The sequence below is a fragment of the Allomuricauda sp. NFXS6 genome, from assembly GCF_040148835.1.
Classification (GTDB): domain Bacteria; phylum Bacteroidota; class Bacteroidia; order Flavobacteriales; family Flavobacteriaceae; genus Flagellimonas.
Genome location: NZ_JAGEMG010000002.1, coordinates 52,867 through 76,386, shown reverse-complemented (window position 1 = coordinate 76,386; position 23,520 = coordinate 52,867). Strand labels below are relative to the sequence as shown.

The 23,520-nt window shown below is 41.4% G+C and carries 27 protein-coding genes; 16 read left to right on the top strand and 11 right to left on the bottom strand.

The window, feature by feature from the left end; genetic code table 11:
* Window positions 1-23 precede the first annotated feature (23 nt).
* A complete protein-coding gene (locus tag J4E06_RS03665; RefSeq protein ID WP_349522687.1) occupies window positions 24-686 on the top strand; it encodes an SMI1/KNR4 family protein in 663 nt (220 codons plus the stop codon).
* A gap of 5 nt (window positions 687-691) precedes the next feature.
* Here J4E06_RS03665 and J4E06_RS03660 read toward each other — a convergent pair whose 3' ends face one another.
* The gene (locus J4E06_RS03660) at window positions 692-1,174 is read right to left on the bottom strand and encodes an acyl-CoA thioesterase (RefSeq protein WP_349522686.1); all 483 of its coding nucleotides are present in this window, start codon (window positions 1,172-1,174) and stop codon (window positions 692-694) included.
* Between the two features lie 117 nt (window positions 1,175-1,291).
* Here J4E06_RS03660 and J4E06_RS03655 point away from each other — a divergent pair, with 117 nt between their 5' ends.
* From J4E06_RS03655 to J4E06_RS03625, 7 genes are all read left to right on the top strand, one after another.
* A complete protein-coding gene (locus J4E06_RS03655) occupies window positions 1,292-2,269 on the top strand; it encodes an NAD(P)H-dependent flavin oxidoreductase (protein WP_349522685.1) in 978 nt (325 codons plus the stop codon).
* A 3-nt stretch (window positions 2,270-2,272) separates the two neighbouring features.
* Window positions 2,273-3,232, top strand: coding sequence for a YheT family hydrolase (locus J4E06_RS03650; RefSeq protein ID WP_349522684.1), 960 nt, complete (start codon window positions 2,273-2,275; stop codon window positions 3,230-3,232).
* A gap of 115 nt (window positions 3,233-3,347) precedes the next feature.
* Window positions 3,348-3,827, top strand: a complete 480-nt coding sequence (locus J4E06_RS03645) for a c-type cytochrome (RefSeq protein ID WP_349522683.1) — start codon at window positions 3,348-3,350, stop codon at window positions 3,825-3,827.
* Window positions 3,828-3,910: 83 nt separating this feature from the next.
* Window positions 3,911-4,615 carry a membrane or secreted protein gene (locus tag J4E06_RS03640; RefSeq protein ID WP_349522682.1) on the top strand — a complete coding sequence of 235 codons (705 nt, stop codon included), beginning with the start codon at window positions 3,911-3,913 and terminating at the stop codon, window positions 4,613-4,615.
* Window positions 4,616-4,711: 96 nt separating this feature from the next.
* Entirely contained in the window at window positions 4,712-5,131 is a 420-nt protein-coding gene (locus J4E06_RS03635) for an META domain-containing protein (protein WP_349522681.1), read from the top strand.
* Window positions 5,128-5,961 carry an META domain-containing protein gene (locus tag J4E06_RS03630; protein ID WP_349522680.1) on the top strand — a complete coding sequence of 278 codons (834 nt, stop codon included), beginning with the start codon at window positions 5,128-5,130 and terminating at the stop codon, window positions 5,959-5,961. Before J4E06_RS03635 ends, J4E06_RS03630 begins: the two co-directional genes overlap by 4 nt.
* Before the next feature lie 2 nt (window positions 5,962-5,963).
* On the top strand, window positions 5,964-6,560 hold the full coding sequence (locus J4E06_RS03625; protein ID WP_349522679.1) for a DinB family protein: 597 nt from the start codon (window positions 5,964-5,966) through the stop codon (window positions 6,558-6,560).
* A gap of 9 nt (window positions 6,561-6,569) precedes the next feature.
* Here the strand turns inward: J4E06_RS03625 and J4E06_RS03620 are convergent, their stop codons facing one another.
* The gene (locus tag J4E06_RS03620) at window positions 6,570-8,093 is read right to left on the bottom strand and encodes a SulP family inorganic anion transporter (protein ID WP_349522678.1); all 1,524 of its coding nucleotides are present in this window, start codon (window positions 8,091-8,093) and stop codon (window positions 6,570-6,572) included.
* Between the two features lie 82 nt (window positions 8,094-8,175).
* Window positions 8,176-9,144 (bottom strand): phytanoyl-CoA dioxygenase family protein, encoded by a 969-nt coding sequence (locus J4E06_RS03615; protein WP_349522677.1) that lies wholly within the window; start codon window positions 9,142-9,144, stop codon window positions 8,176-8,178.
* A 132-nt stretch (window positions 9,145-9,276) separates the two neighbouring features.
* Between J4E06_RS03615 and J4E06_RS03610 the strand changes: the two genes are divergently transcribed.
* On the top strand, window positions 9,277-10,119 hold the full coding sequence (locus J4E06_RS03610; protein ID WP_349522676.1) for an AraC family transcriptional regulator: 843 nt from the start codon (window positions 9,277-9,279) through the stop codon (window positions 10,117-10,119).
* Window positions 10,120-10,215: 96 nt separating this feature from the next.
* On the opposite strand, the gene J4E06_RS03605 is transcribed toward J4E06_RS03610, so the two are convergent.
* Window positions 10,216-11,136, bottom strand: coding sequence for a nicotinic acid mononucleotide adenyltransferase (locus tag J4E06_RS03605; RefSeq protein WP_349522675.1), 921 nt, complete (start codon window positions 11,134-11,136; stop codon window positions 10,216-10,218).
* Between the two features lie 124 nt (window positions 11,137-11,260).
* On the opposite strand from J4E06_RS03605, the gene J4E06_RS03600 reads away from it, so the two are divergent.
* The gene (locus J4E06_RS03600; protein ID WP_349522674.1) at window positions 11,261-12,262 is read left to right on the top strand and encodes an NAD(P)H-dependent glycerol-3-phosphate dehydrogenase; all 1,002 of its coding nucleotides are present in this window, start codon (window positions 11,261-11,263) and stop codon (window positions 12,260-12,262) included.
* A 6-nt stretch (window positions 12,263-12,268) separates the two neighbouring features.
* On the opposite strand, the gene J4E06_RS03595 is transcribed toward J4E06_RS03600, so the two are convergent.
* The 6 genes from J4E06_RS03595 to J4E06_RS03570 form a co-directional block, all read right to left on the bottom strand.
* Entirely contained in the window at window positions 12,269-12,649 is a 381-nt protein-coding gene (locus tag J4E06_RS03595) for a hypothetical protein (protein WP_349522673.1), read from the bottom strand.
* Between the two features lie 300 nt (window positions 12,650-12,949).
* Entirely contained in the window at window positions 12,950-13,594 is a 645-nt protein-coding gene (locus J4E06_RS03590; RefSeq protein WP_349522672.1) for a hypothetical protein, read from the bottom strand.
* Window positions 13,595-13,600: 6 nt separating this feature from the next.
* Window positions 13,601-14,833, bottom strand: coding sequence for a hypothetical protein (locus J4E06_RS03585; protein WP_349522671.1), 1,233 nt, complete (start codon window positions 14,831-14,833; stop codon window positions 13,601-13,603).
* Window positions 14,834-15,162: 329 nt separating this feature from the next.
* Complete coding sequence (locus J4E06_RS03580) at window positions 15,163-16,830, bottom strand: glycerol-3-phosphate dehydrogenase/oxidase (RefSeq protein ID WP_349522670.1); 1,668 nt, start codon at window positions 16,828-16,830, stop codon at window positions 15,163-15,165.
* Window positions 16,831-16,834: 4 nt separating this feature from the next.
* Entirely contained in the window at window positions 16,835-17,143 is a 309-nt protein-coding gene (locus J4E06_RS03575) for an antibiotic biosynthesis monooxygenase family protein (RefSeq protein WP_349522669.1), read from the bottom strand.
* On the bottom strand, window positions 17,144-17,500 hold the full coding sequence (locus tag J4E06_RS03570; protein ID WP_349522668.1) for a hypothetical protein: 357 nt from the start codon (window positions 17,498-17,500) through the stop codon (window positions 17,144-17,146).
* A 60-nt stretch (window positions 17,501-17,560) separates the two neighbouring features.
* Here J4E06_RS03570 and J4E06_RS03565 point away from each other — a divergent pair, with 60 nt between their 5' ends.
* From J4E06_RS03565 to J4E06_RS03540, 6 genes are all read left to right on the top strand, one after another.
* Window positions 17,561-18,088: a CvpA family protein gene (locus tag J4E06_RS03565; protein ID WP_349522667.1), complete on the top strand. Its 528-nt coding sequence runs from the start codon at window positions 17,561-17,563 to the stop codon at window positions 18,086-18,088.
* A 105-nt stretch (window positions 18,089-18,193) separates the two neighbouring features.
* On the top strand, window positions 18,194-18,784 hold the full coding sequence (locus J4E06_RS03560; protein WP_349522666.1) for a CAP domain-containing protein: 591 nt from the start codon (window positions 18,194-18,196) through the stop codon (window positions 18,782-18,784).
* Between the two features lie 219 nt (window positions 18,785-19,003).
* On the top strand, window positions 19,004-19,546 hold the full coding sequence (locus J4E06_RS03555) for a 3-hydroxyanthranilate 3,4-dioxygenase (RefSeq protein WP_349522665.1): 543 nt from the start codon (window positions 19,004-19,006) through the stop codon (window positions 19,544-19,546).
* Window positions 19,543-19,917 (top strand): DUF1304 domain-containing protein, encoded by a 375-nt coding sequence (locus J4E06_RS03550; protein ID WP_421813200.1) that lies wholly within the window; start codon window positions 19,543-19,545, stop codon window positions 19,915-19,917. Before J4E06_RS03555 ends, J4E06_RS03550 begins: the two co-directional genes overlap by 4 nt.
* 70 nt (window positions 19,918-19,987) lie before the next feature.
* Complete coding sequence (amaB, locus tag J4E06_RS03545) at window positions 19,988-21,541, top strand: L-piperidine-6-carboxylate dehydrogenase (protein WP_349522664.1); 1,554 nt, start codon at window positions 19,988-19,990, stop codon at window positions 21,539-21,541.
* A 357-nt stretch (window positions 21,542-21,898) separates the two neighbouring features.
* On the top strand, window positions 21,899-22,462 hold the full coding sequence (locus tag J4E06_RS03540) for a helix-hairpin-helix domain-containing protein (RefSeq protein ID WP_349522663.1): 564 nt from the start codon (window positions 21,899-21,901) through the stop codon (window positions 22,460-22,462).
* Between the two features lie 23 nt (window positions 22,463-22,485).
* On the opposite strand, the gene J4E06_RS03535 is transcribed toward J4E06_RS03540, so the two are convergent.
* Entirely contained in the window at window positions 22,486-23,481 is a 996-nt protein-coding gene (locus tag J4E06_RS03535; protein ID WP_349522662.1) for an acyl-ACP desaturase, read from the bottom strand.
* Window positions 23,482-23,520 lie beyond the last annotated feature (39 nt).

Genomic DNA, 23,520 nt, shown 5'->3' with positions numbered 1-23,520 from the left:
GTTTTCCTTTTTAAAGGACAACTATGAAAGATTATGCCCTACAAATCCAACGTATCAAAAAGAAGCTTCAAGAGGCCAAAGAGTTCGATGAACTTTTTAGCGTGTTTGGAGCAGGCAACCATCGGTATGAAATCCATTCCCCAGTAACTATTTCGGATGTTGATGCATTCGAAAAAAATTATGGAGTCGAACTGCCTGATTGCTATAAATCCTTTCTACTGAACATAGGAAATGGTGGAAGGTCTTATTTATGTTCCGGTGCAGGGCCTTTTTTTGGGATTTATCCTTTTGGACACCATATAGATGACTTGATTCACGGCAAAGTTGAGCTTTATCTAAAAAATAAGTGTGTGCTACATCCAAATATTTCTCAAACAGAATGGGACAAAAAATTAGAACACCTTTACGAGGATGACATCTCGGACGAAGATTATGAGGAACTGAACGGAAACCTTTACGGCGGCATATTGCCCATAGGTTCGCAAGGATGTTCCTTTATCCACGCTTTGGTTTTGAACGGTCCTTATAGAGGCATGATCATTAATTTGGACCGAGGTGAACTATCACCGCCAAAGTTTTCCGAAGACATACACTTTTTGAATTGGTACGAGCGCTGGCTGGATGAAATCATCTCTGGAAAATTGATCACAACTTCCCCTACCTGGTTCGGGTACCCTCGAGGTTGAAGAATTTATAGAATTTCGATATCCTTAGGTACTTGTGCGTACCTACGGGTATCTTCTTTGGTCAAAACCTTAAAGTCTTCGGCTTTTTCCATCGATTCAAATGCTTCAAGGAATTTATTCGGCAAACCTGTAAGTTTTCTTTTTTTCAAATCGATCCAGGCCCCCATCATTTCACAACGGGCAAAATTTTTGCCTTTATGGTCATAAAAATTGTGCCTAAACTCAAAGAACATTCCATCCTTGCTCATTCCAATAAACTCCAACGAAACCCTTACCGGCATTCCCGGAAATGCTTCTTTAAAATAATACACGTGCTCGTAGAACACTACAGGACCGATATTGTGGGCCGACATACTTTTTTGGTTAAAGCCGAGCAGCCCCAAATATGCCATTCGGGTATGGCTCATAAAATTTATATAGGCAGAATTCGCCAAGTGTCGATTAGCGTCCGTATCGCTCCATCTAATCTCAAATTCTTTAAAAAACATAGTGGGTTATTTTGTTATGCATGCATAAGAGTTGTAAAAATACCATAGTTTTGGTAACTGATTCCCATGTAGAAGAAGAATTGTTCCTATTTTTAAACATAGTTTAACACGAGACCCATGAGCCAAAAAGCTGAATTCATCCAAAATTTATCACTTCCCGTAATTGCTGCCCCTATGTTTTTGATATCAGGGCCAAAATTGGTAGTGGAATGTTGCAAAAATGGTATCGTGGGAACCTTTCCTGCCCTAAACCAAAGGACAAGTGAAGGTTTTGAGGAGTGGCTCATCCAGATAAAATCCGAATTAAAGGCATTTGAAGAGGAAACTGGTAAAAAAGCAGCTCCTTTTGGGGTAAATTTAGTGGTACACCCAACAAACCCAAGACTGGAGGCCGATGTAAAGCTTTGTGTCAAACATCAAGTTCCCTTGGTGATCACTTCACTTGGTGCCGTGAGTCAGGTTGTGGATGCCATTCACAGTTATGGTGGTCTGGTTTTTCACGACATCATAAAAAAGCGACACGCGGAAAAAGCTTCGGAAGCAGGTGTGGACGGACTTATTTTGGTGTCTGCGGGAGCAGGCGGGCATGGAGGCACCATCAATCCAATGAGCTTGATCGCAGAAGTGAAAAAGTTCTATGACAAGACCATTATTTTGTCCGGATGCATCAGTACGGGAAGGGATGTTGCTTCTGCATTGCAGATGGGGGCAGACCTTGCCTATATGGGTACTCGATTCATCAACACGGAAGAAAGCAAAGCAACGGAGGAGTACCGAAAAATGATCATTGATGCCGGTGCAAGCGATGTGGTTTACACTGCGGCCATTTCGGGCGTTCACGCCAATTTCTTGGCCGCTAGTTTGCAAGCAGCAGGCATCTCCGAAGAAGATTTGAAAAAAGATACCAAAATTGATTTTGGCAAGGAGTTGGACACGGAAGCCAAGGCCTGGAAAACGATTTGGTCCGCTGGCCAAGGTGTAACCACGATAGGTGACGTTCTGCCCGTATCCAAACTTGTTGGAAATTTGAAGGATGGGTTCAAAACAGCGGTAGAAGAGCAGGCCCAACTTTTAAAAACCTACCCAAAGGAATAACCAATGCCCCAACTTAATTCCAATTACACTCCTCCTATTCTTTTTAGAAATGGCCACTTTGCTACGATTTATTCCGGCATTATCCGGTCCGTAAACGGCGTGGTGCAAAAAAGGGAGCGTCTTATACTTTCCGATGGTGATTTTATGGATTTGGACTGGAGCGATTCGTCAACTCCGACCAAAAAATTGGTCGTGTTGCTGCATGGTCTTGAAGGAGATGCCCAACGCCCTTACATTACCGGAAGTGCCAAAATCCTCAACCAAAATGGGTACGATGCCTGTGCAGTAAACTACCGTGGATGTAGTGGTGAACCCAATAAAATGTACCGTTCCTATCATTCCGGGGTCACAGAGGATTTAATTGAAGTGCTTGACCATATTCTGAACACCAAGAATTACTCCGAGATCTATTTGAAGGGTTTTAGTTTGGGGGGCAACCTATTGCTCAAATATTTAGGGGAAGGAAACAACGTTCCTAAGGAACTTAAAGGAGCCGTTGCCATATCTGTGCCCTGCAATCTCAACGATTCCTGCCAGCAATTGCTCAGCCCAAAAAATATATTGTACGCGATCAGGTTCAAGGGCAACCTCTTGGGTAAACTGCGGCAAAAACAACAGCTGTTTCCCGAAAAAATCAGCGATGCCGACATCAAAAGAATAAAGACCCTGAAAGATTTTGATGACATCTACACCAGTCAGGCCCATGGTTTCGAAGATGCATTGGACTATTATAAAAAATCGAGCTCCCTACAATTTTTACCCCATATTCAAGTTCCGTGCCTCATCATCAATGCCAAGGATGATTCCTTTTTGGGTCCTGAATGTTATCCCGTAAAGGAAACCGATAAAAACGCCAAGTTGTTTCTAGAAATGCCGAACTATGGCGGTCACGTTGGTTTTTGGGGCAAAAACAATATCACCTATACGGAAAAGCAGGCTTTGAGCTTCTTTGACTCCATTTAAACAAGCTTTTTGGCGAACTCTTGTGAGGTACAAAACAAAAAACACTCGAAATATTAATGCCTAATTACCTATATTAGTACCTTGGATTACACATACAAACTTCAATAGAAATAGAATGAAAAAAATTGTAATGTTCTTGGCCCTGGGTGCCTTGATAGCGAGCTGCGGCGGTAAAAAAGAAGAAAAGAAAGATGGTTTTGAAGTGAGCCGCACCAAAACTGAAGATACCAAAGTGGAAGCTAAAGAAGGTGTTCCTGTGGATTTAGACAACAAAGGTGTTGGACCCATAACCGACTTGGAATTTCCCGATGAGATCAATGATGAAATGGCCGCACGCGGAAAGGCTAAGTTTGAAGCTATTTGTGTTGCCTGCCATATGGTCGACCAACGTATGATCGGTCCAGCTTTAAAAGGTGTTTACGACAGAAGAAGCCCTGAATGGGTAATGAATATGATACTAAATCCTGATGGCATGTTGAAAGAAGACCCCATCGCCAAAGCTTTGTTGAAAGAATACAACAACGCCATAATGCTGAACCAAAATTTAAGCGAAGACGAGGCCAGAGATATTGCCGAGTACCTAAGAACGCTCTAAAAACCAACCTATTTATAGGTAAAAGCTGCTGTTTTGCAATAAAACAGCAGCTTTTTTTTATCTTACTAGAAAAACATTTAACCATGAAAAAATCACTGATAGCCATCTGTATGTTGTTTGTTCCATTTTTACACGGACAAGATTTAGATGGTGCATGGCTCACCGTGGCATCCAATGATGAAGGAATCCAAACTGAACACACCCTAACCTTTACAGACGGCTTTTTTTCAGAAGCCATTTATGTAAAAGGCGATGGAAAATTTTTAGGGACCAAAGGGGGCAGCTATATCTCAAATGGTGAAACAATCAACCTCTCTTACGAATTTTCCAACGAAGAGCCTGGATTGGTCGGGGAAACCAAATCCAAATCATACGCCATAAAAAACAATGTCCTTGAATTGGGCGGAATGAATTGGTCACGAATTGACAATGGATCTCCAGGAGACCTTTTTGGTGCTTGGTTGATATCGGGCAGAGAACGAGACGGTAAAATTGTAAGGCGCGACACCTCTGGGCCAAGAAAAACTATGAAAATATTATCGGGAACCCGTTTTCAATGGATTGCTTATAACACAGAAACCAAACAGTTTATGGGAACTGGTGGCGGCACATACACCACGATTAATGGCAAGTACACCGAAAGTATAGGTTTCTTTTCGAGGGACGATTCTAGGGTTGGTGCAAGTTTGGAGTTCAATTATGAGTTAAAAGACGGTGATTGGCATCACTCAGGTTTGAGCAGCAAGGGAAGTCCCATTTATGAGGTCTGGAGCAAAAGAACCCAATAGAAAGCGCATTTTTATCAATGTAACAAGGCAACGGATTGAGTGCTTCATCCAATTTTTTAGTATTTTACATGAACATTAACCATTAACTGCTGTAAAATGAAAACCTCGATCATCCTGCTTTTCTCCGCAGTACTTTTGACAGCATCCTGCGATGGTACAACATCCAACGAAGAAAAATTGTACGGCACCACTTGGGAACTGGAATATATTTCAGGACCGCGAATTGCTTTTGATGGTCTTTTTCCTGAAAAAAAACCACAAATCACCTTTAATAAAGAATCCGGTAAAGTAACAGGAACCGATAGTTGCAACGGATACTCTGCCGATTTCGAACTGGCCGAAAACACTATAGCCTTCGGCGACCCGGGACCAACGACCATGATGTTCTGTGGTGGCAGTGAACGCCATTTCTTGGAAATGATGAAGAAAATAGATGGGTACTCCTTGGAAGATGGCAAACTCAATCTTTTGGTTGGCGAAGTACCGATGATGCGATTCAAAAAAGTAAACCCATGAAAAAATTAGTCACTATAAGCTGTGCAGCATTGCTAATTTTCGGCTGTATTGAAAAGAAAAAGCAAGAACCTGCGGAACCTGAAGCTACCGAAGCATCAGAAGAAATTACAACCGACACTATTAAAACAGAGGAAAAAAGACGTGAAATGGAGCCCATTGCCATGAAAATCGATGGAAGCTATTTTAAAGCTACAGGAACAGAACCCTTTTGGGGACTTAAATTTTTTAAGGATAAGGTGGAGCTGCAAACCATGGAAGATACCATTACCACTCCCCCATCCGAAGCCATTAAAGCACAGGATGGAAACATCAAAATGTTCCGCATCCAAACAGAGGCCACTCAGATGGACGTCATCATATCGAACAAGGAATGCACCAATGCCATGTCCGGCGAAGTATTTCCTTATACCGTAACCGTATCGTATAAAAATACAGCTGAGGATGAGACCAAAGTGTACGAAGGCTGTGGTTCCTATATCACCGATTACAGGCTCCACGATATTTGGGTATTGGAAGCCATGAACGGCAATGCGGTTTCCAAGGAAGAATTTGGCGGTAGGGATCTACCCAATATGGAAATCAACATCAACAACAATAGATTTTCCGGGTATTCCGGCTGCAACCGAATGACGGGGGGCATTTTTTACGAAGAGGATTTGCTGCGGTTTACCCAAGTGGCCTCTACCCGAATGGCCTGCCCAAGCATGGATAAGGAAAATGAGTTCCTGTCTGCTCTCCAAGCAAGTACATCCTATAAATTGGAGAATAATAGGCTTTACCTCTCCAACCCATCAGAGGAAAACTTGTTGGTATTCAAAAAAATGGATTGATTATGGAGAAACGATTCTTTGTGCTACTTTTTGTTATTTTGGCTTTCCAAATCAAAATTCAAGCTCAACAAATGGAACTGCCCTATAAAGAAATCCATGATTACCCTGCCAATTATAGCCCTGGAAACCTAATTTCCAGGATGATAGATGGATTGGGGTTCCGGTATTACTGGGCGACAGAAGGACTCACCGAAAAGGACTTGGCGTTCCGACCTTCTGAAGATGGTCGTTCTGTTTTTGAAACCATGGAGCATATTTACGTGATGTCCAACAATATTTTATTGGCACCAGATGCCAAGCCGTATGAGAGACCTACGAACCCCCAAAAGTTCTCGTATGAGGAACTCCGTTTACTTACCCTGAACAACTTAAAGGCTGCCAGCGAGAAAGTTTTGGGCAAAACTTCTGAAGAAATGGAGCATTTTAAGGTTATATTCAAACAGGGAGAGCGAACATCCGAGTTCCCCTATTGGAACTTGATCAATGGCATGCTTGCGGATTGCATTCACCATACGGGCCAAATTGTATTGATGCGTCGAGCCAATGGCAATCCACAAAATCCTAACGTAAATGTGTTTTTGGGTAAAACCAAAGAGTAGGGTTGAATCCTAATCCACCACAACCTTATAGGTAGGATCTTCCAAAACGTTGACCTCGATAATATCGTCGGCATTGGCCAATAGTCGCCTACAGTCACGGCTCAAGTGCTTTAAGTGTACTTTTTTGCCCACTTTACGGTAGCGCTCCGTCATTTTGTTCACAGCTTCAATAGCGGACATGTCCACCACCCTACTTTCTTTAAAGTCAATCACTACTTCGTCTGGGTCGTTAAGTACATCAAACTTTTCGGCAAACAAAGTGGTACTGCCAAAAAACAACGGACCATATATCTCATAATGTTTCACGCCTTCGTCATCAATGCTTTTTCTAGCCCGGATACGTTTGGCATTGTCCCAAGCAAACACGAGTGCGGAAATAATCACCCCAACCAAAACGGCCAAGGCCAAGTTGTGGAGGAATACAGTTACCAAAGTTACGAGTACCATCACCAAAACATCAGACTTTGGCATACGGCGGAAAGTTTTTAGGCTGGCCCACTCAAAGGTGCCCAAAGCCACCATGATCATCAGACCGGTTAGCGCGGCCATAGGTACTTTTTCAATCAAACTGGAGCCGAACATGATGAATACCAAAAGCATCAAGGCAGCAACAATTCCGGAAAGTCGTGCTCTTGCCCCATTGGAGGTGTTGATCAAACTCTGCCCGATCATGGCACAACCTCCCATACCGGAAAAAAGACCAGAAAGAATATTTGCTGTTCCCTGTGCTATAGCTTCTTTGTTTCCACGACCACGGGTTTCGGTAATTTCGTCAATAATATTTAGGGTCAAAAGACTTTCAATCAAGCCAACACCCGCCATGATCGCGGCGAAAGGAAATATAATCTGTAACGTTTCCCAAGTAATAGGAAGGTCGGGAATATGAAAAGGAGGGAATGTTCCTTGAATGGATGCAATATCGCCAATAGTTCGTGTATCCAATCCCAAGAAAAATACGATTCCGAAGACCAAAAGGATGGCTGCCAAAGATGCTGGAATCACTTTGGTCAATTTAGGGAGCCCCCAAATAACCACCATGGTCAAAAGTACCAAGCCCAAGAAAATATATAAGGTGCTTCCGCTCAACCATTCTCCATCCACGGTTTGGAATTGGCTCATCTGCGACATAAAAATGATTACGGCCAAACCGTTCACAAATCCAAATATTACGGGGTGCGGCACCAAACGCATCAATTTTCCAAGTCGAAGCACCCCAGCCAGCATCTGCATGATTCCTGCGAGAATTACGGTGGCAAACACATATTCCACTCCATATTGCTGGGCCAAACTCACGATGACCACGGCCACGGCACCGGTAGCACCAGAGATCATACCGGGTCTACCTCCCAAAATAGAGGTAACCAACCCTATAACAAATGCGGCGTACAACCCTGTTAGGGGGGATAAACCTGCAATAAAGGCAAAGGCGATGGCTTCGGGCACCAAAGCAAGTGCAACGGTTAGGCCCGATAAAACTTCCGTGCGATAATTTACTTTCTGTGAAAAATCAAAAAGGTTGAGGTACTTTTTCATAGCTTCTTTCTTGAAGCGGGCAAAAATAACATTATTAAATGCAAGACCCTAATCGCTAGAAAATTTTTAAGGATTTGATAATCTACCAGTTAGTGAGTCCCAATAACTTTTCTCCAAGTGGACTTAATTTGGCAGTATCGTATTTGGTCTGTTCCCATTTTCGTGGATCTCCCGGAAAAGCATAACCTTCGGGGGCAATCCTATTTTTCCATGAATTGATGCGCCATTGCCGCATTTCTTCATTGTCCTCTTCGGCGGGCATCATGGAAATGTACTGTGCTATCCGCACTTTGTGGCCAGATTTGTTGGGCCGAATACCATGCGGTTGGGTGCTGTTAAATATCAGCAAGTCTCCAGCTTCCAATTTTACCTTCACGATTTTGTCCTCCAACCCTGTGATATCAGGTTGAAAATGGTCACGATCTTCGGGCTGTGTCTGCTTCCACGTATCGTAGTTTCGGTACAGCCATGGAATACATTGAAATCCGCCTATGTTTTCGTCCATTTGATCGGCAAGGGCGAGAACCCCTTGCACATTTTGTGGTTTTGTCTCGGGGTCGTAGTCCCAATGGATAAAGCCCTTTTTGTTCTCGCCTGGGCGTTGCGGTATATTTAAATTGGCGCGGTCGATGGTTACCCAAAGCTTTTCGGTGCCCCAAATATCCACGAAGGCATCGTACACTTTTGGGGTCTGTCTGTTGTTCCACAAATGTTGGTGATTGTACACTTCCACCATACCCGTTCCGGTGAGTTCTTTCATCTTCATCTCCGCTCGTGGGGGAGCATACCATGTGTCGGGGTCGTTCGGGTCCTTTTCATCAAACTCCCATAAAAAATCGGCGGTCGCCTTGGCCTGTTCCTTTGGAACGGCATTTTTGATTACGATGTATCCATTTTCTATCCAAAATGCCCAGTCCTCCTCGGACAGCACTCGTAGCGGTTTGCCGTTGAATCTATCGTTGAGTTTTGTTTTGCTACTAGTGGCTGTGGATGGATTTCCGGGTATGGCCTCATGGGCTTTGTTGGCCATCTCTGTGTGTTGCTGCATCATTGTGCTCTGCTTTATGAATTATGTATCAATCAAAACTAGTGGAAGTGCATGGGGGTTTCCACCCTAACATTGACCAATAGTTGAACTATTTTGATTTTTACTTCTTATTTTTGGTCACATTAAAGCAATAAGATGAAAATCCAACTGGAAAACATACAACCCAACGATAAGAGTTCCTTTCATTTATTGCATAACCCAAAGTTGAACGACCTCTTTTTCTGGCACTTTCATCCCGAGTTTGAATTGGTCTATATTGAAGGGGCCAACGGGAAGCGTCATGTGGGACGTCATATTTCCAATTTCAAGGGAAGCGACCTTGTACTGATCGGTTCCAACATTCCCCATTTGAACTTTGATCACGGCATCAAAACGGAGTACCATAAGGAGGTCTTGCACATCAGCGCTTCGTTCAAAGAGAAGGTCTTTACCGAGATTCAAGAGCTGGAAGATGTGTATGAACTGTTGGATAGGTCTCAGCATGGCATGGCTTTTTACGGTGAAACCAAAAAAACAGTGGGTTCCCTTATGAAACAATTGCAGGGGATGAACCGGTTTGATCAATTGCTGAAAATCCTTCAACTGCTCAAACTTTTGACCCAGAGTGATGAATATATTCTTTTGCACGACAATCCGATTATAAACAACAAAGCCAACAAGCAACAAGAACGTTTGCAAAAGGTATATTCCTATATCGACGAGAACTATTCCAGAAAAATAGCGTTGAAGGATATTGCGGCATCCATCAATCTGGGGAAAGAGGCTTTTTGTAGGTATTTCAAAAAAAACACGGGGAGTACCTTTACCAACTTTTTGAACCAATATCGCATTACGCAGGCCAAACGAATGTTGTTGACAGGCAAGAATATTGGAGAAACCTGCTACGAATGTGGGTTTGAAAGCTTGTCCTACTTCAACCGGACGTTTAAAAAGATAAGCGGCGAAAATCCTTCGGATTACAAAAAAAGAAACCGCTAAAAAAAGAACCGCCCCGAGCTAGTTTGCCCAGGGCGGTTCTTAACTAAATAACCAACCAAAAAAACTGTTTGTATAGTCGAACTAAAATGTTCTTCCTTACATATTTCGTTGACGGGTTACGTTCATTACAGCATTGTTGGTTTTTGAACGTTTTTTACCTGTTCCGTCACTTGATTTCAAATATTGAATGTATCCTCTTCCCGTGAATTCATATACCGTTCCACTGGATACATGATACAATTCTATGGTACTATCATTGATAACGTACAACTCAAAATAATCATTGCCCAAGAAGTCATAATCGAGTGTTAAAGTTTTCAAGGTGGCATCATTGGCCACATCAAACACTTCATAATCGCCTTGGTAGTCCCATTGAATGCTGCTCAATGGAATTCCCCTGCTATCGACCGACGACCTGAAATAGCCATCCCCATCGGCAAAAAACTGCAAATAGTTTTCTTCATCAAACTCGTTCAAGGCACGCACCTCGCTGGTATAGGTTTTCTCCCAAACTTGGTATTCTTGCAAAAAGTAATGGATGTTATCATAGAATACCATATCATAATCAAAGTTGTTTCTTTGATAACCTTCCAAAATATAAGAAGTATCGGAACGGGAATCGTACAATTCCAAAGTGTTGTTGTCCAAAGCAAAAACCTCCATCAACCAAAGACCATCCACATCGTGGTCTATTTCCACTTGTCCGCTATAGGTTGCGTAGGCACCCACATCTATTCCCAATCCGTTGCCCGTTTTGCCCAATCCTGAAAGATTATTGTTGGCATAAACGATGCCCCTATCAAAAGAAATGGTGAACGCACGTTGCAAAAATGGTACTTCGCCGTTCCCTCGGGTTTCATTAATATCCACATACCAAAGGTCGTGCGATTTCAAAACCAAAGTGGTATTGATCGGTGGCTCTGTGATCAGATCATCTTCCACAATAACCTCGGTATAGCAAGAACTGGCCAATAGACCAATGAACAAAATTCCAAAAAGTAATTTTCTATTTTTCATAATCGAGGTTTTAAAGTTCTCTTTACGTAAACCAAGCACTGTGCCAAATTTTTTAACCCTTTGATAATCAATTTAAAACAAGCTGATGATTTTATTTTTTAGCTTTACACCATAATTTGGATGCATGAAAGACAAGCTTACGTTTGGAGTATTTGGAGGTGGAAGTTGGGGAACGGCTATCGTAAAAATGTTGACGGAGAATTTAGACCAAGTAAATTGGTACATGCGGAGTGATTCTGCCATCCGACATATTAAAAAAGAATGGCACAATCCCAACTATCTGAGTTCTGTGGAGTTTGATGTGGACCAACTTGCGATGAGTTTTGACATCAACGAGGTGGTGGAAGCATCAGACGTGCTCATTTTTGCCATTCCTTCTGCTTTTTTGGATAGGGAGCTTCAGCAGTTGACGGCCTCACTCAAGGATAAAATCATTTTTTCGGCCATTAAAGGGATTGTTCCCGAAAGCGGCCGTATTGTCGGAGAACATTTTAATGAGAAATATGACATCCCTTTTGAAAATATCGGGGTGATTACGGGACCTTGCCATGCGGAAGAGGTGGCCTTGGAGCGGCTATCTTACCTAACCATTGCATGCGCGGATGCCGACAAGGCGAAGATGGTGGCGAAACACCTAAAGAGCGATTATATCCGCACCAAAATATCGGACGACATTATCGGTACGGAATATGCGGCCATGCTGAAAAATATTTATGCCATTGCTGCAGGTATTGCGCACGGACTCGGGTACGGGGATAATTTCCAAAGTGTGTTGATGAGCAACGCCATCCGCGAAATGAAGCGTTTTATTGACCGTGTGTACAAAATGAAGCGCAACATCAACGCATCGGCCTATTTGGGTGACTTATTGGTGACGGGATATTCCACTTTTAGTAGAAACCGTATGTTCGGGAACATGATCGGGAAGGGCTACACCGTAAAAAGCGCTATGATGGAGATGAACATGGTGGCCGAAGGCTATTATGCCACCCAAAGCGCCCATAATTTGATGGAAAAACTACAAAAGAAGTCCAAAACTCCAATTATCAACGCCGTGTACCAAGTGCTCTACAAAAACAAGAACCCGAAAAAGGTTTTTGAGAAATTGACGGAGAAGTTGGATTGATTGAAATCAAAGTTTGGCTACATCAAAGCTGTAACTTAAAAACGGAACAATAAAAGTAGTCTTCCCATCAAAGTACTTTGTGTTTAGAGATAGGTAAATACCCATCATTATTTTTGATTTGCCTTTTCCGTAACCAACGGAAATTTTGTTTGCACTAAAATTATAGTTTTCAATAGAGGTGGTTGAATCGACGACCTCTCCTTCTTCATTGAAATTAGGTTCGCTACGAGCATATTCACTATTTCGATTGAGCAAGCTAAGACCTGCATTGACCAACAAATCTCCTTTTTTAAAAACTTGAAAGTGATAGTTCAAACCAAAATGATAGCCGAACATTAGTCCCCGCTCTGTTTCTGAAGATGTTTCATCGATATGGGTCGTTATCAAATTATACCGAACAGAGGTTTTGAATCCTACGCTAAAATTTTGAGTAAAATAATAATCAACTCCAATATTTAGTACAGGGCCAACATTTTGTAAATCAGGATTAAAAAATTTGTGGCAATTGCTTGGTCCCCCGATTTATGAATAGGCGTGATTCTATATTCAGCACCTAAATTGAGAAAGAAGTTTTTCTCTCTTGAGTTGTATTTAGCTATTATGCAAGATGGTAGAATCAGTAGGAGCTTTAAAATATGTTTCATATCTTAAAAAAGAATCTTTTCCATCCCATTTTTATATTCTCAGCTACAACCTTGCAAGATTATAGCTGAAGCCAATGTGGGGTATCATAAAAGAAGTTGTCACATCAAAATAGTCGGTTGTTTTTGACACGTACACACCTAAGTAGATCCTACTTTTTAAAGATTGAAAACCAATGGAGATTCTATTGGCAAAAAAACTAAATTCAGAAATGTAGAACCCTTCACCATATTGATCAATTTCCTTAATGGTAAAATCTGTATTGGTGTTTAGCAGTGAAATTCCAGCATTGACAAAAATATCCCCTCTAGGAAAAATGTTATATGTATAAGCTAGATATAGATGATAATCAACAATAAGTTTATAGTCTATTGTTCCTGCATTTATAGCATTGTCACCATCCGGTCGTTGAGCTATAACCATATCATATCTAAAACCATTGGAAAAACCCAAACCCAAATTTTTGATAATTTCGTACTCTAAACCTAAGTTCAAAGCTATTCCAGAATTTTGAGTGTCAATATTTGTAAAGGATGCGTTTTTCGACAAAATAGTTGAACCATATATGGGAGTTATTCTATATTCAGTTCCCACAAGAAATTGTATCGGGTTTTTATCATCGCCAACAGTCTTTTGCGCATTTAAAAATAAAGGGGAAATAACAAGGACAAATAATCTTAATAACTTCATTAAAGTCTATTTTAAATTATATTCTATATCATTATTATTAATGGTTAAATTTTTTCCATTCTTAAGATTAAAAGGGTTTTGGCTATGAAAATTAACTACTTGCTCATCGTAAGTTGACTGATATGACCTATAACCTACTTTCAATGTTTCCCCGTTCAATGTTTTTTCAAACACTTCCTTTCCAGCAGGCCAAGAGTCATATTCGAAAATTACATAGACAGCAATTTTAGCAAGATCACCTTGTTGAATAATGCCCATATCCCTGTTCACAAGTCTTTTGTCACCAACTTCATTATTGTTACAATGGACTAGGAAGCTACCATTCCAGTAACACCCTAGACCGACATTATAACCACAATGCGTACGAAAATTTCCAGGGGTCAGTGATGACGCGGTAGCAGTAACAACTTCAAATTTTACATCTGCTTTTTCAAGCCATGATTCTTTTTTGTCCTTAATCTTAACATATTGTATTTTCACATAAGTATTACTGGTACCCCCACCTCCTCCAGATGAACCTTCACCAGAGGAAGGCTCAGGAATTTCACCATCATTAAACGCCTCAAATGGCTCCGGCAACATAGCTTCTTGGTCCTCTGGGGAAATCCCGAGCACATAAATATCATTCCCAATAGCTCCCTGAACTGGATTTGGGCCAAAAACGTCATCCTCGGACAAATCCCTATACTTCAGTTCCAGTTGCCCGGCACTACCCAATTTGTATCCTTGAACAATTTCTTTCTCCATATCTGGGTCATAACTATTAATCAGGAACAAAGGTTGGCTTCCCCTGCCTTCTTTAATTTTATAAACGTATGAATGCCATGATCCTCCATCCAAATCAATAAAGGCACTTAAGGAAAACTGTATACTATCATTATTTGTTCTACGTCCCTTTCCTGCGATATCTTCACTTAATAAATCGTCAAAATAAAAAGAGCGTAAACCCTGTACTTTTTCTGATTTCTTTCCCATTTTTTGGTCAAAATCCAAGTTAGATCTAAGTACTTCTTCCATTAAATTGGTAAGATGGTAATTCTTGTAGACTAATTTTTCCTTTAATTCTGCCTTCTCTACTTCCGCCTTATCAAAAAGCAAGGAAATGGTTTGACTTTCTTTGAACAGTAAATTTTGTTCTACTTCATTTTCACATGAACCTAATAGTATTGCCAAAACAAAAGTTGCAATTGGAAAAAAGGCATTTCGATTGACTGAGGATTTCATTTTAAAGAACTGCATAGAGTAGGTATTTGCGTTAATGAAATTTAGGATTGAGACGAAGCTATATGAAATTCATCGGTCAATATCCTCTAAATGGACAGATGCCCCTTTTGAGTTGACCTATGCGGGCTTTGAGTTGACGGATTTTTTTTCTTGAAAGAAAAAACGCTTTAAAATATAATCTGTTTTTGCTATTTGTAGATTGAGATTCTTTCTGTTTGGAGCCAACCTGTTGATGGACATACTGCAAAAACATCCAAAACGCCAATCATCAATGTGTTGTACCAAGTGCTGTGTAAAAACAAGAACCCAAAAAAGGTTTTTGAAAAGTTGACTGAGAAGTTGGATTAATCCCGCTCCAAAGAAAAATCGGAATGTTCCTTTAATTGCGCATCCAATTCCTGGGAAAAGGCTTCCATTTCTGCTGCTGAGTAGTTGTACGCCTTCTGGAACTCCTCGAAAACTGCTGTTTTGTATTTTCGAACGCTGTCAATATCAAAATAAAGTCGGCCCGTTCTTCTAATTAAAAAATCCAAAGGGTTCAATGCCATTTCGTGGGCGATGGCAAATTGAGCCTCGGCCCTGATCATACGTTCTTTAGGTTTATCACCCTTTATCTTGGCATACAGTTCTAAAATGGATTCCGTTTGCTTGCCATACGTGGTCACTAGATACCATCCATCATATTTCGAAAAACCATCCGCTTGCAGTTCCTCTTGTACCTTGCCAATATATTTTTTTACGTGTTTAAACTTTTTAAATTCGTTCCCACAAAGTGGAATCTTGTCCGTAGTGCAAGGCTTCAGGTCCACATCGTGGTCTTCCTCCATTTTTTTGGCGATGCGGTTCACGGTTCGCTCGGCCATTTTTCGATATCCGGTGAGCTTGCCCCCTGCAATACTCACCAAACCGGTGTCGGAAGTGAAAATTTCATCTTTTCGGGATAGTTCTGAAGCTGATTTTCCCTCTTCGTGAATCAAAGGCCGCAGTCCGGCCCAAGAAGAAACGATGTCATCCAGCTCCAATTCAATGTCAGGAAACATATTGTTCACCGCGGACACCAAATAAATAGCATCGGCTATATCGGTGGTCACATGGTCCTTGTCCAAATTGAAATTGGTATCGGTAGTTCCAATATAGGTGACCTTTCCACGCGGAATGGCGAACATCATCCGACCATCAGGGATATCAAAATAAACGGACTGTTTTACGGGAAGTTTTTCCTTTGGAAACACTAAATGCACGCCTTTGGTCAAATGTAATCGCTTGCCTTTTTTGGATTGGTTTACACTTCTGAGCTCATCCACCCAAGGCCCGGCGGCATTGATCACATATTTTGATGATACACTATATTCATCTCCAAGGACTTCATCAGTGAATTTTACGCCTGCTACCTGCTCATCCTCGTAGATAAAATCGGTGACCCTGGTATAGTTGAACAACTGCGCACCAAATTGAAGACTCGTCTTTAGGTTTTCCAAGGTAAGTCTGGCATCATCGGTTCGGTATTCGGCATAGTAGCCGGCGCCGTTCAAGATTTTTTTGGGCAAAAGGGGCTCCAATTTCAGGGCCTCCTTTTTCTCCAGCATCTGCCGTTTGTCATCCCCGGAGACCTGCGCCAAAATATCATAGACCTTCAAACCGATGGACGTCAGCCATTTTCCATAGGAACCGCCTTCGATAAGGGGAAGCAGCATCTTTTCGGGAAGCACCAAATGTGGGGCCAATTTGTGAACGATGGCCCTTTCGGAACCCACTTCCTTCACCAACCAAAAATCGAACTGTTTTAAATAACGGAGTCCCCCGTGAATGAGCTTGGTGGATTTACTGCTGGTACCCGAAGCAAAATCGCCTTTTTCGAGCAATAAAACCTTCATGCCTCGGGAAGAAGCATCCAAAGCAATGCCTGCCCCAGTAATTCCTCCGCCGATCACCACAAGATCATAGGCCTTTTTGGCAACTGTTTGAAGGTTCTCCTTTCTGTTTAAGTTGGAAAAAGCATTGTTCTCGCTCATGGGTCTATTTGTTGAATTCGTATTCGCGTTCCACACGGCACACTCTAACCTTATACCAAGAGTACCATTTTTGGATTCCTTTTTTCTGGGCTTCTTTATGATCTAACTGGGCTTTCCAATTGGCAATGGCTTCTAAACTCTCCCAATAACTGATAGAAATTCCTAGACCATCGCGGGCGCTTTCAAAGTCCAAAAATCCGGGTTGTTTCCTGGCCAGAGTTTCCATTTCTTCAGCCATTTTCGCGTAACCATCATCACCAGAAGTTCTAAGGTTGGTGAAAATTACGGCGTAGTACGGTTTTTTTGGCTCCATTTAGGTGATGTATTCCTTTTCCATGAAGTAGTTGACCAGGGCTTCTTTCATTAAAACGGATTGTTCCCCAGCTTTTAACGGTGGCAATTGCTCTTTCATTTTATAATGAGGCCATCCGTCCTCATCAAAAAAATCAAAATCGTAATAACCATAAGGTTCCAAAAGCCTACAGATGGCGATATGCATCAAATTGACCTTTTCGTCCTTTTTAAATTTACGATGAAAGTCCCCCAATTCCTGAACGCCGACCAAATAAACAATTCCATCGAGTTCCAGCGGGTCCCCATCAGAAAATTGCGCAGATAGTTTTTCCACCAAAAACTCCCATCGTTCCTTTAATTGTTCGTCTCTTGACATGTGTTTTGTAATGAGTACCAAAGGTACAAATCAATATTCTATATTTGTTAAAACCTGCGTATGAGCTTTTTGGATATTATCATCGGAATTCTTTTGGTCTGGGGCCTTTACAAAGGTCTCAAAAACGGCCTTTTTGTGGAATTGGCCTCTTTGATTGCCCTTATTGCAGGTATCTATGGTACCATCCATTTTTCGTACATCACTGGCGAATACTTGTCCGAACAGTTCGATTGGAGCGACCAATATCTTAAAATTGCTGCATTTTTGATTACTTTTTTTGCCATCATCATTGTAGTGAATTTGGCAGGAAAATTCTTGACCAAAATTGCCAATTTTGCCATGCTCGGACTTTTGAACAAAATCGCAGGAGGTATTTTTGGCGCTTTAAAAGTTGCTGTGATTTTAGGTGCGTTCCTTATTTTCTTCGAAAAGCTTACCACCCCTCTGGGACTCATCAATGAGGAAACCAAAAAAGAATCCGTTTTCTACGAACCCATCAAGGAAATAGGCGCACTGGTTTTTTCTTATGTTTTTGATGATGCAAATACTCCATCAGAGGAAATAGAAGCAAAGGAAGAAATCATATAAACGGTACCCTTTTCCCGATAAAAGGATTCGGCTTTTACTTAAAAACACCATTGAACCCATCTATCTGCATTTCAACGTGATAATCTATCCAAACATGGAAATTCCATGGAAAAGGGCCGTGTCTCCATTAGTTTAGCAATCGAGAACATAAGGGAATTGAACACTCCCGAAAACACCCCGAAAATGAAAAAATATTCTAGCACTACGCTGGTCATGGCTTTTTTATTGCTTCTTGTGAGCTGCAGCCAATCTTCGCCTGAAGAATTTGAACAGAACTATACGGAGGCTAATCTTGGAAATGAAAAAGTCACTGTTGATCCGGTAAAGATGGAAGAAGAATTGTTCAACTTGGTCAATGATCACCGTGAATCGATTGGCTTGAACATTTTGGAAAATAGCCCGCCGGCATATAAATATGCCGAGGAGCATAACGATTATATGATTTCCAGAAACAGCCTGAGCCATGATAATTTTGAAGCCCGCGCCTCCAAAATCGCGGCTGAAATAAATGCACAACTGATATCTGAAAATGTTGCTCGCTATTACACATCTGCAGAAGTTACCCTGGATGCCTGGATAAACAGCACCTCTCACAAAGACGCCATGGAAGGCGACTTTAGCCACACAACCCTTAGCATAGAGCTAGATAAAGATGGTAGACCCTATTTTACCCAGATATTTATGAAAGTAGAATAATCAACCAAAAACATATAAGAAAAGGAAAGGAGGGTGTTTAAAAAGTCTTCATAACTTGATTTGTCAGGTTGAGCCAGTCGAAACCGATATTGATTATCAGTAAAGTTGAAAATATTTCGACAAGCTCAATATGACATCGCCTTACTTTTTAGATACCCTCTTTTTTGTGAATCGTTATGTTGCTGGCAAGTTTTTTTTACCTTTAGTAAAATCTTTAACATGGCGATACAGGCACCTTTCAATCTAAATAAATGGGTCGAGGAAAACAGGGAAACCCTAAAACCTCCGGTTGGCAATAAAAATCTCTACAAAGAGTCGGGCGACTATATTGTTATGATCGTGGCCGGACCCAATGCAAGAAAGGATTACCACTACAATGAAACGGAGGAGCTTTTTTATCAACTAGAAGGCCATATAGAAGTACACATTCAAGAAGATGGCCAGAAAAAGACCATGAAATTGGGACCTGGAGATATGTACCTACATCCCGCTAAAGTACCACATTCCCCTGCCCGCCATGAAGATTCCATTGGGCTGGTAGTTGAGCGAAAACGTGTAGACCTTGATGCTGAAGATGGATTGCTTTGGTTCTGTGATAACTGCAACCATAAATTGTACGAGGTCTATTTTAAATTGAATGATATCGAAAAAGACTTTTTGGGTCATTTTAAGCACTTTTATAGTTCTGAAGAATTGCGCACTTGTGATAATTGTGGAACTGTTATGCCCGTTGATGAACGTTTTGTAGCAAAAGAAGAATGATACCCCTAGTGGCAAAAATTATTATTGGTGTTGTGGCATTGCTCCACATCTATTTTCTGTGGTTGGAAATGTTTGCATGGACTACCAAAGCGAAAAAAGTATTCCGTAACTTCAGGGAAGATTTGTTCGAACCCACAAAAACTTTAGCAGCAAATCAAGGTCTTTACAATGGTTTTTTGGCAGCAGGTCTTATTTGGTCCTTGATTATTCAAGACTCGCAATGGCAAGTTTATGTTGGACTCTTCTTTTTGAGTTGTGTAGTCGTGGCAGGTATCTATGGAGGTATAACGGCATCAAAAAAAATATTTGTGGTTCAGGCGCTTCCAGCCCTTATAGCAATTATTCTTTTATTGACCCATCTATTGCTGTAAACCGTTTATCCTCTGCAAGATTATTCGTAATATTGTAAAAATATAACAATTCACTCCTAAAAAGTTATAAATGTCAAAAATAGCAACTGCTTTTGGAATACAAGAAGCCTTAAAAGAACTTGGTTTAAATGAAATAAACAACGGTACCTCCACAGGAAAAAACTGGTTTTCCGAGGGAGATATCATTGAATCCTACTCACCTGTAGATGGTGCATTGATCGGAAAAGTGAAAGCCACTACCAAAGAGGATTACGAAAAAGTAATCAGCACGGCTACGGAAGGGTTTAAAACTTGGAGGACAATTCCTGCCCCCCAACGTGGTGAGGTGGTTCGCAAATTTAACGATGAGCTTCGCAGGTTAAAAGAGCCTTTGGGCAAATTGGTATCCTTTGAAATGGGGAAGAGCTACCAAGAAGGATTGGGCGAAGTACAGGAAATGATAGACATCTGTGATTTTGCTGTAGGCCTGTCACGTCAATTGCACGGGCTCACCATGCACAGCGAACGCCCGGGTCACCGCATGTACGAACAATACCATCCTCTCGGTGTTGTTGGTATTATCTCTGCCTTTAACTTCCCCGTAGCCGTTTGGTCATGGAACACCGCCTTGGCATGGGTTTGTGGGGACGCATGTATCTGGAAAGGTTCCGAAAAAACTCCTATGACCTCTGTGGCATGCCAAAATATCGCAGCCCGTGTGTTTACTGAGAACGGAGTACCAGAAGGTATTTCCTGTTTGATTACCGGCGACTACCGCGTGGGTGAATTTATGACCAAAGATGAACGTGTTCCATTGATTTCGGCCACAGGTTCTATCCGTATGGGAAAAATAGTTGCAAAAACAGTTGCCGAACGCCTTGGAAAGACCTTGTTGGAACTTGGTGGTAACAATGCTATCATCGTTACACCTGATGCAAACATAAAAAATACTGTTATCGGTGCCGTATTTGGGGCTGTGGGAACTTGTGGGCAACGCTGTACCTCAACAAGACGATTGATCGTTCACGAAGATGTGTACGATAAGGTTAAAAATGCCATTGTTGACGCCTACAAACAAATACGAATTGGAAATCCATTGGATGAAAACAACCATGTAGGCCCATTGATTGATAAAGATGCCGTAAAAAATTATTTGGATGCCTTGGAAAAGGTAGAGGCCGAAGGCGGAAAAGTATTGGTTGAAGGGGGTGTATTGGAAGGTGAAGGCTATGAAAGCGGTTGCTATGTAAAACCTGCAATCGCCGAAGCCGAAAACCATTTCGAAATCGTTCAGCATGAAACCTTTGGTCCCGTCTTATATATTTTGAAATATAAAGGCGACCTTCAAAATGCTTTGGATATGCAAAATGGTGTCAGACAAGGACTTTCATCAGCAATTATGACCAACAATTTGCGGGAAGCAGAGCGCTTCCTTTCTGTTGAAGGTTCCGATTGTGGAATTGCCAACGTAAATATAGGTACATCCGGAGCAGAGATTGGTGGTGCCTTTGGTGGTGAAAAAGAAACCGGAGGTGGTAGAGAAAGTGGTTCGGATGCATGGAAGATTTATATGAGAAGACAAACCAACACCATTAATTATACTACGGAGCTTCCATTGGCACAAGGCATTAAGTTCGACCTATAAAAAAAGCCGCCCATTTGGGTCAAACCTCAAATGGGCAGTCTTTAAAACCAACTTAACTAACTCAAACTTAACTTTAAAACCCTATTTCAATGCCGGATCTTCGTCGGGAGAAACAGGGTTCTTTACCTAATATTGAGTTATAAATTTCTAAATTTTATCTTTAGTAATTAAGAGCTATATTACAAGTGGCTATAAAAAGTGTATGGTTGGTACATTTTATTTCGTTTTCGGACTCGGGTTTTCTAGTAAAAATTCCTTTCTTTTATGAATAGCCTAATTTCCAGTATTATAATTTAGGAATTTAAGGTTTTTTTAATATTTTAAAAGTGCGGTTGATAACTTGCATTTACTCAAAATATGGATTTGGAAAGTTCTACGATATGGTATTGGGGTATTTTGGCCATTACAGGAATCATCTCTGGGATTCTTGGCTATTTTTTTGGAAAATCCAGCAGTCATTCCTCCCCAGAAAAATCCATGGAGCTCAATAGTCTAGAAATAGCCAATGCCAAATTAAAATCCGATTTGGAAACCTGTCGAAAAAGACTCGAACCCTTTACCACAAAAACTAAAGAGTTTACGATTGATGACCATCCAGAACCTTTGGAAAAAGAACCTTTTTTATTTGATGCAAAGGAAGCTAAAGCGGTATTTGGAAAAACCATTAAAGAAAACGACCTTAAACTTATTGAAGGTATCGGCCCAAAAATCGAAGGCCTCTTCCACAATTTTGGCATTAAAACCTGGAAAACACTTGCAGAAAGCTCCACGGATAAATGTCAAGAAGTGTTGGATTCTGGAGGAAAGCGTTATCGTGTCCACGATCCCGCCTCATGGCCAATGCAGGCAAAAATGGCCTACGAGGGGCATTGGGAACAATTGTTTGAATGGCAGGAAAAGCATCGGGCCGGTAAATACTAATGAATTAAGACCGACTTGTCTTTCTATAACATTCCATTGGCTTCTACCCATTTAAAAGTATGCTGATCTTGGGTGAACTGCATACGTTCGGATATTCTTTGTAATCTGTCCGGTAGCTTCATTAAATAAACCCTGGCTTTTTCCGCTTCATCGGAAAGCCCGCGCAGATTTCCTATGTCCCAATAAGCGTTCAGCTTTTTAAGAATATCGATATAGTCCTGGGCGGTATAAACGCCCAACCGTTGTGCGCAATTGGAAAATTGTTCAAACGCCTCACCGATGCTTCCACCGGATTCCCTTAAAAAATGAGCAGGCATCACAATTTTTTTCTTCATCATATCGGCAAAGGCCAACACCATGCCATCAGGGTCTTGCCCCATAATGGTTTTTACAAACTCTCGGTAAGCCAAATGGTGCCTCATTTCATCACCAGCAATAATGGTACACATTTTGGCGAGCAGCGCATTTCCTTTTTGCCTGGCCATTTTCCCTACGCGCTTATGGGAGATATTTGTAGCCAACTCTTGAAAAGTGGTGTAAACAAAATTTTTATAGGGATCCCGATCCGTTCCGATATCAAATCCATCGGATATCAAATGCTGCGTAGTCATCTCTATTTCCCGCATATTCACGCGTCCGGATAAGTAAAGATATTTGTTTAAAACATCGCCATGCCTATTTTCCTCGGCGGTCCAAGCGCGTACCCATTTGCTCCAACCGTTATCCTTGCCGTTATGTTGGTCAATACCTTCCACATCCATCAGCCAAGACTCATAAGTTGGCAATGCTTCTTCAGTAATAGTGTCTGCAACAAGGGTCACCCAGAAATCGTAGCCGAGTTCCTTGGCTTCACCACGGATTTTTTCCACTTCATCATAAAAACTATCACTTTGTGAGTTTGGCAAGAAATCGGTGGGCTGCCAAATTTTTTCGGCTGGAATTAGAAATTCATTGATATAACCTTCAACTTTAGGCTCAATGGCCTGCATAACTTCCAATCGGACATTCTTAATCGACATAACAAGAGGTTTTATACAAAGGTCTAGATAAATTCTTGG

Coding starts and splice junctions, on each gene's coding strand:
- J4E06_RS03665 (WP_349522687.1), top strand. CDS start 24: ATGAAAGATTATGCCCTACAAATCCAACGTATCAAAAAGAAGCTTCAA.
- J4E06_RS03660 (WP_349522686.1), bottom strand. CDS start 1,174: ATGTTTTTTAAAGAATTTGAGATTAGATGGAGCGATACGGACGCTAAT.
- J4E06_RS03655 (WP_349522685.1), top strand. CDS start 1,292: ATGAGCCAAAAAGCTGAATTCATCCAAAATTTATCACTTCCCGTAATT.
- J4E06_RS03650 (WP_349522684.1), top strand. CDS start 2,273: ATGCCCCAACTTAATTCCAATTACACTCCTCCTATTCTTTTTAGAAAT.
- J4E06_RS03645 (WP_349522683.1), top strand. CDS start 3,348: ATGAAAAAAATTGTAATGTTCTTGGCCCTGGGTGCCTTGATAGCGAGC.
- J4E06_RS03640 (WP_349522682.1), top strand. CDS start 3,911: ATGAAAAAATCACTGATAGCCATCTGTATGTTGTTTGTTCCATTTTTA.
- J4E06_RS03635 (WP_349522681.1), top strand. CDS start 4,712: ATGAAAACCTCGATCATCCTGCTTTTCTCCGCAGTACTTTTGACAGCA.
- J4E06_RS03630 (WP_349522680.1), top strand. CDS start 5,128: ATGAAAAAATTAGTCACTATAAGCTGTGCAGCATTGCTAATTTTCGGC.
- J4E06_RS03625 (WP_349522679.1), top strand. CDS start 5,964: ATGGAGAAACGATTCTTTGTGCTACTTTTTGTTATTTTGGCTTTCCAA.
- J4E06_RS03620 (WP_349522678.1), bottom strand. CDS start 8,093: ATGAAAAAGTACCTCAACCTTTTTGATTTTTCACAGAAAGTAAATTAT.
- J4E06_RS03615 (WP_349522677.1), bottom strand. CDS start 9,144: ATGATGCAGCAACACACAGAGATGGCCAACAAAGCCCATGAGGCCATA.
- J4E06_RS03610 (WP_349522676.1), top strand. CDS start 9,277: ATGAAAATCCAACTGGAAAACATACAACCCAACGATAAGAGTTCCTTT.
- J4E06_RS03605 (WP_349522675.1), bottom strand. CDS start 11,136: ATGAAAAATAGAAAATTACTTTTTGGAATTTTGTTCATTGGTCTATTG.
- J4E06_RS03600 (WP_349522674.1), top strand. CDS start 11,261: ATGAAAGACAAGCTTACGTTTGGAGTATTTGGAGGTGGAAGTTGGGGA.
- J4E06_RS03590 (WP_349522672.1), bottom strand. CDS start 13,594: ATGAAGTTATTAAGATTATTTGTCCTTGTTATTTCCCCTTTATTTTTA.
- J4E06_RS03585 (WP_349522671.1), bottom strand. CDS start 14,833: ATGCAGTTCTTTAAAATGAAATCCTCAGTCAATCGAAATGCCTTTTTT.
- J4E06_RS03580 (WP_349522670.1), bottom strand. CDS start 16,830: ATGAGCGAGAACAATGCTTTTTCCAACTTAAACAGAAAGGAGAACCTT.
- J4E06_RS03575 (WP_349522669.1), bottom strand. CDS start 17,143: ATGGAGCCAAAAAAACCGTACTACGCCGTAATTTTCACCAACCTTAGA.
- J4E06_RS03570 (WP_349522668.1), bottom strand. CDS start 17,500: ATGTCAAGAGACGAACAATTAAAGGAACGATGGGAGTTTTTGGTGGAA.
- J4E06_RS03565 (WP_349522667.1), top strand. CDS start 17,561: ATGAGCTTTTTGGATATTATCATCGGAATTCTTTTGGTCTGGGGCCTT.
- J4E06_RS03560 (WP_349522666.1), top strand. CDS start 18,194: ATGGAAAAGGGCCGTGTCTCCATTAGTTTAGCAATCGAGAACATAAGG.
- J4E06_RS03555 (WP_349522665.1), top strand. CDS start 19,004: ATGGCGATACAGGCACCTTTCAATCTAAATAAATGGGTCGAGGAAAAC.
- J4E06_RS03550 (WP_421813200.1), top strand. CDS start 19,543: ATGATACCCCTAGTGGCAAAAATTATTATTGGTGTTGTGGCATTGCTC.
- amaB (WP_349522664.1), top strand. CDS start 19,988: ATGTCAAAAATAGCAACTGCTTTTGGAATACAAGAAGCCTTAAAAGAA.
- J4E06_RS03540 (WP_349522663.1), top strand. CDS start 21,899: ATGGATTTGGAAAGTTCTACGATATGGTATTGGGGTATTTTGGCCATT.
- J4E06_RS03535 (WP_349522662.1), bottom strand. CDS start 23,481: ATGTCGATTAAGAATGTCCGATTGGAAGTTATGCAGGCCATTGAGCCT.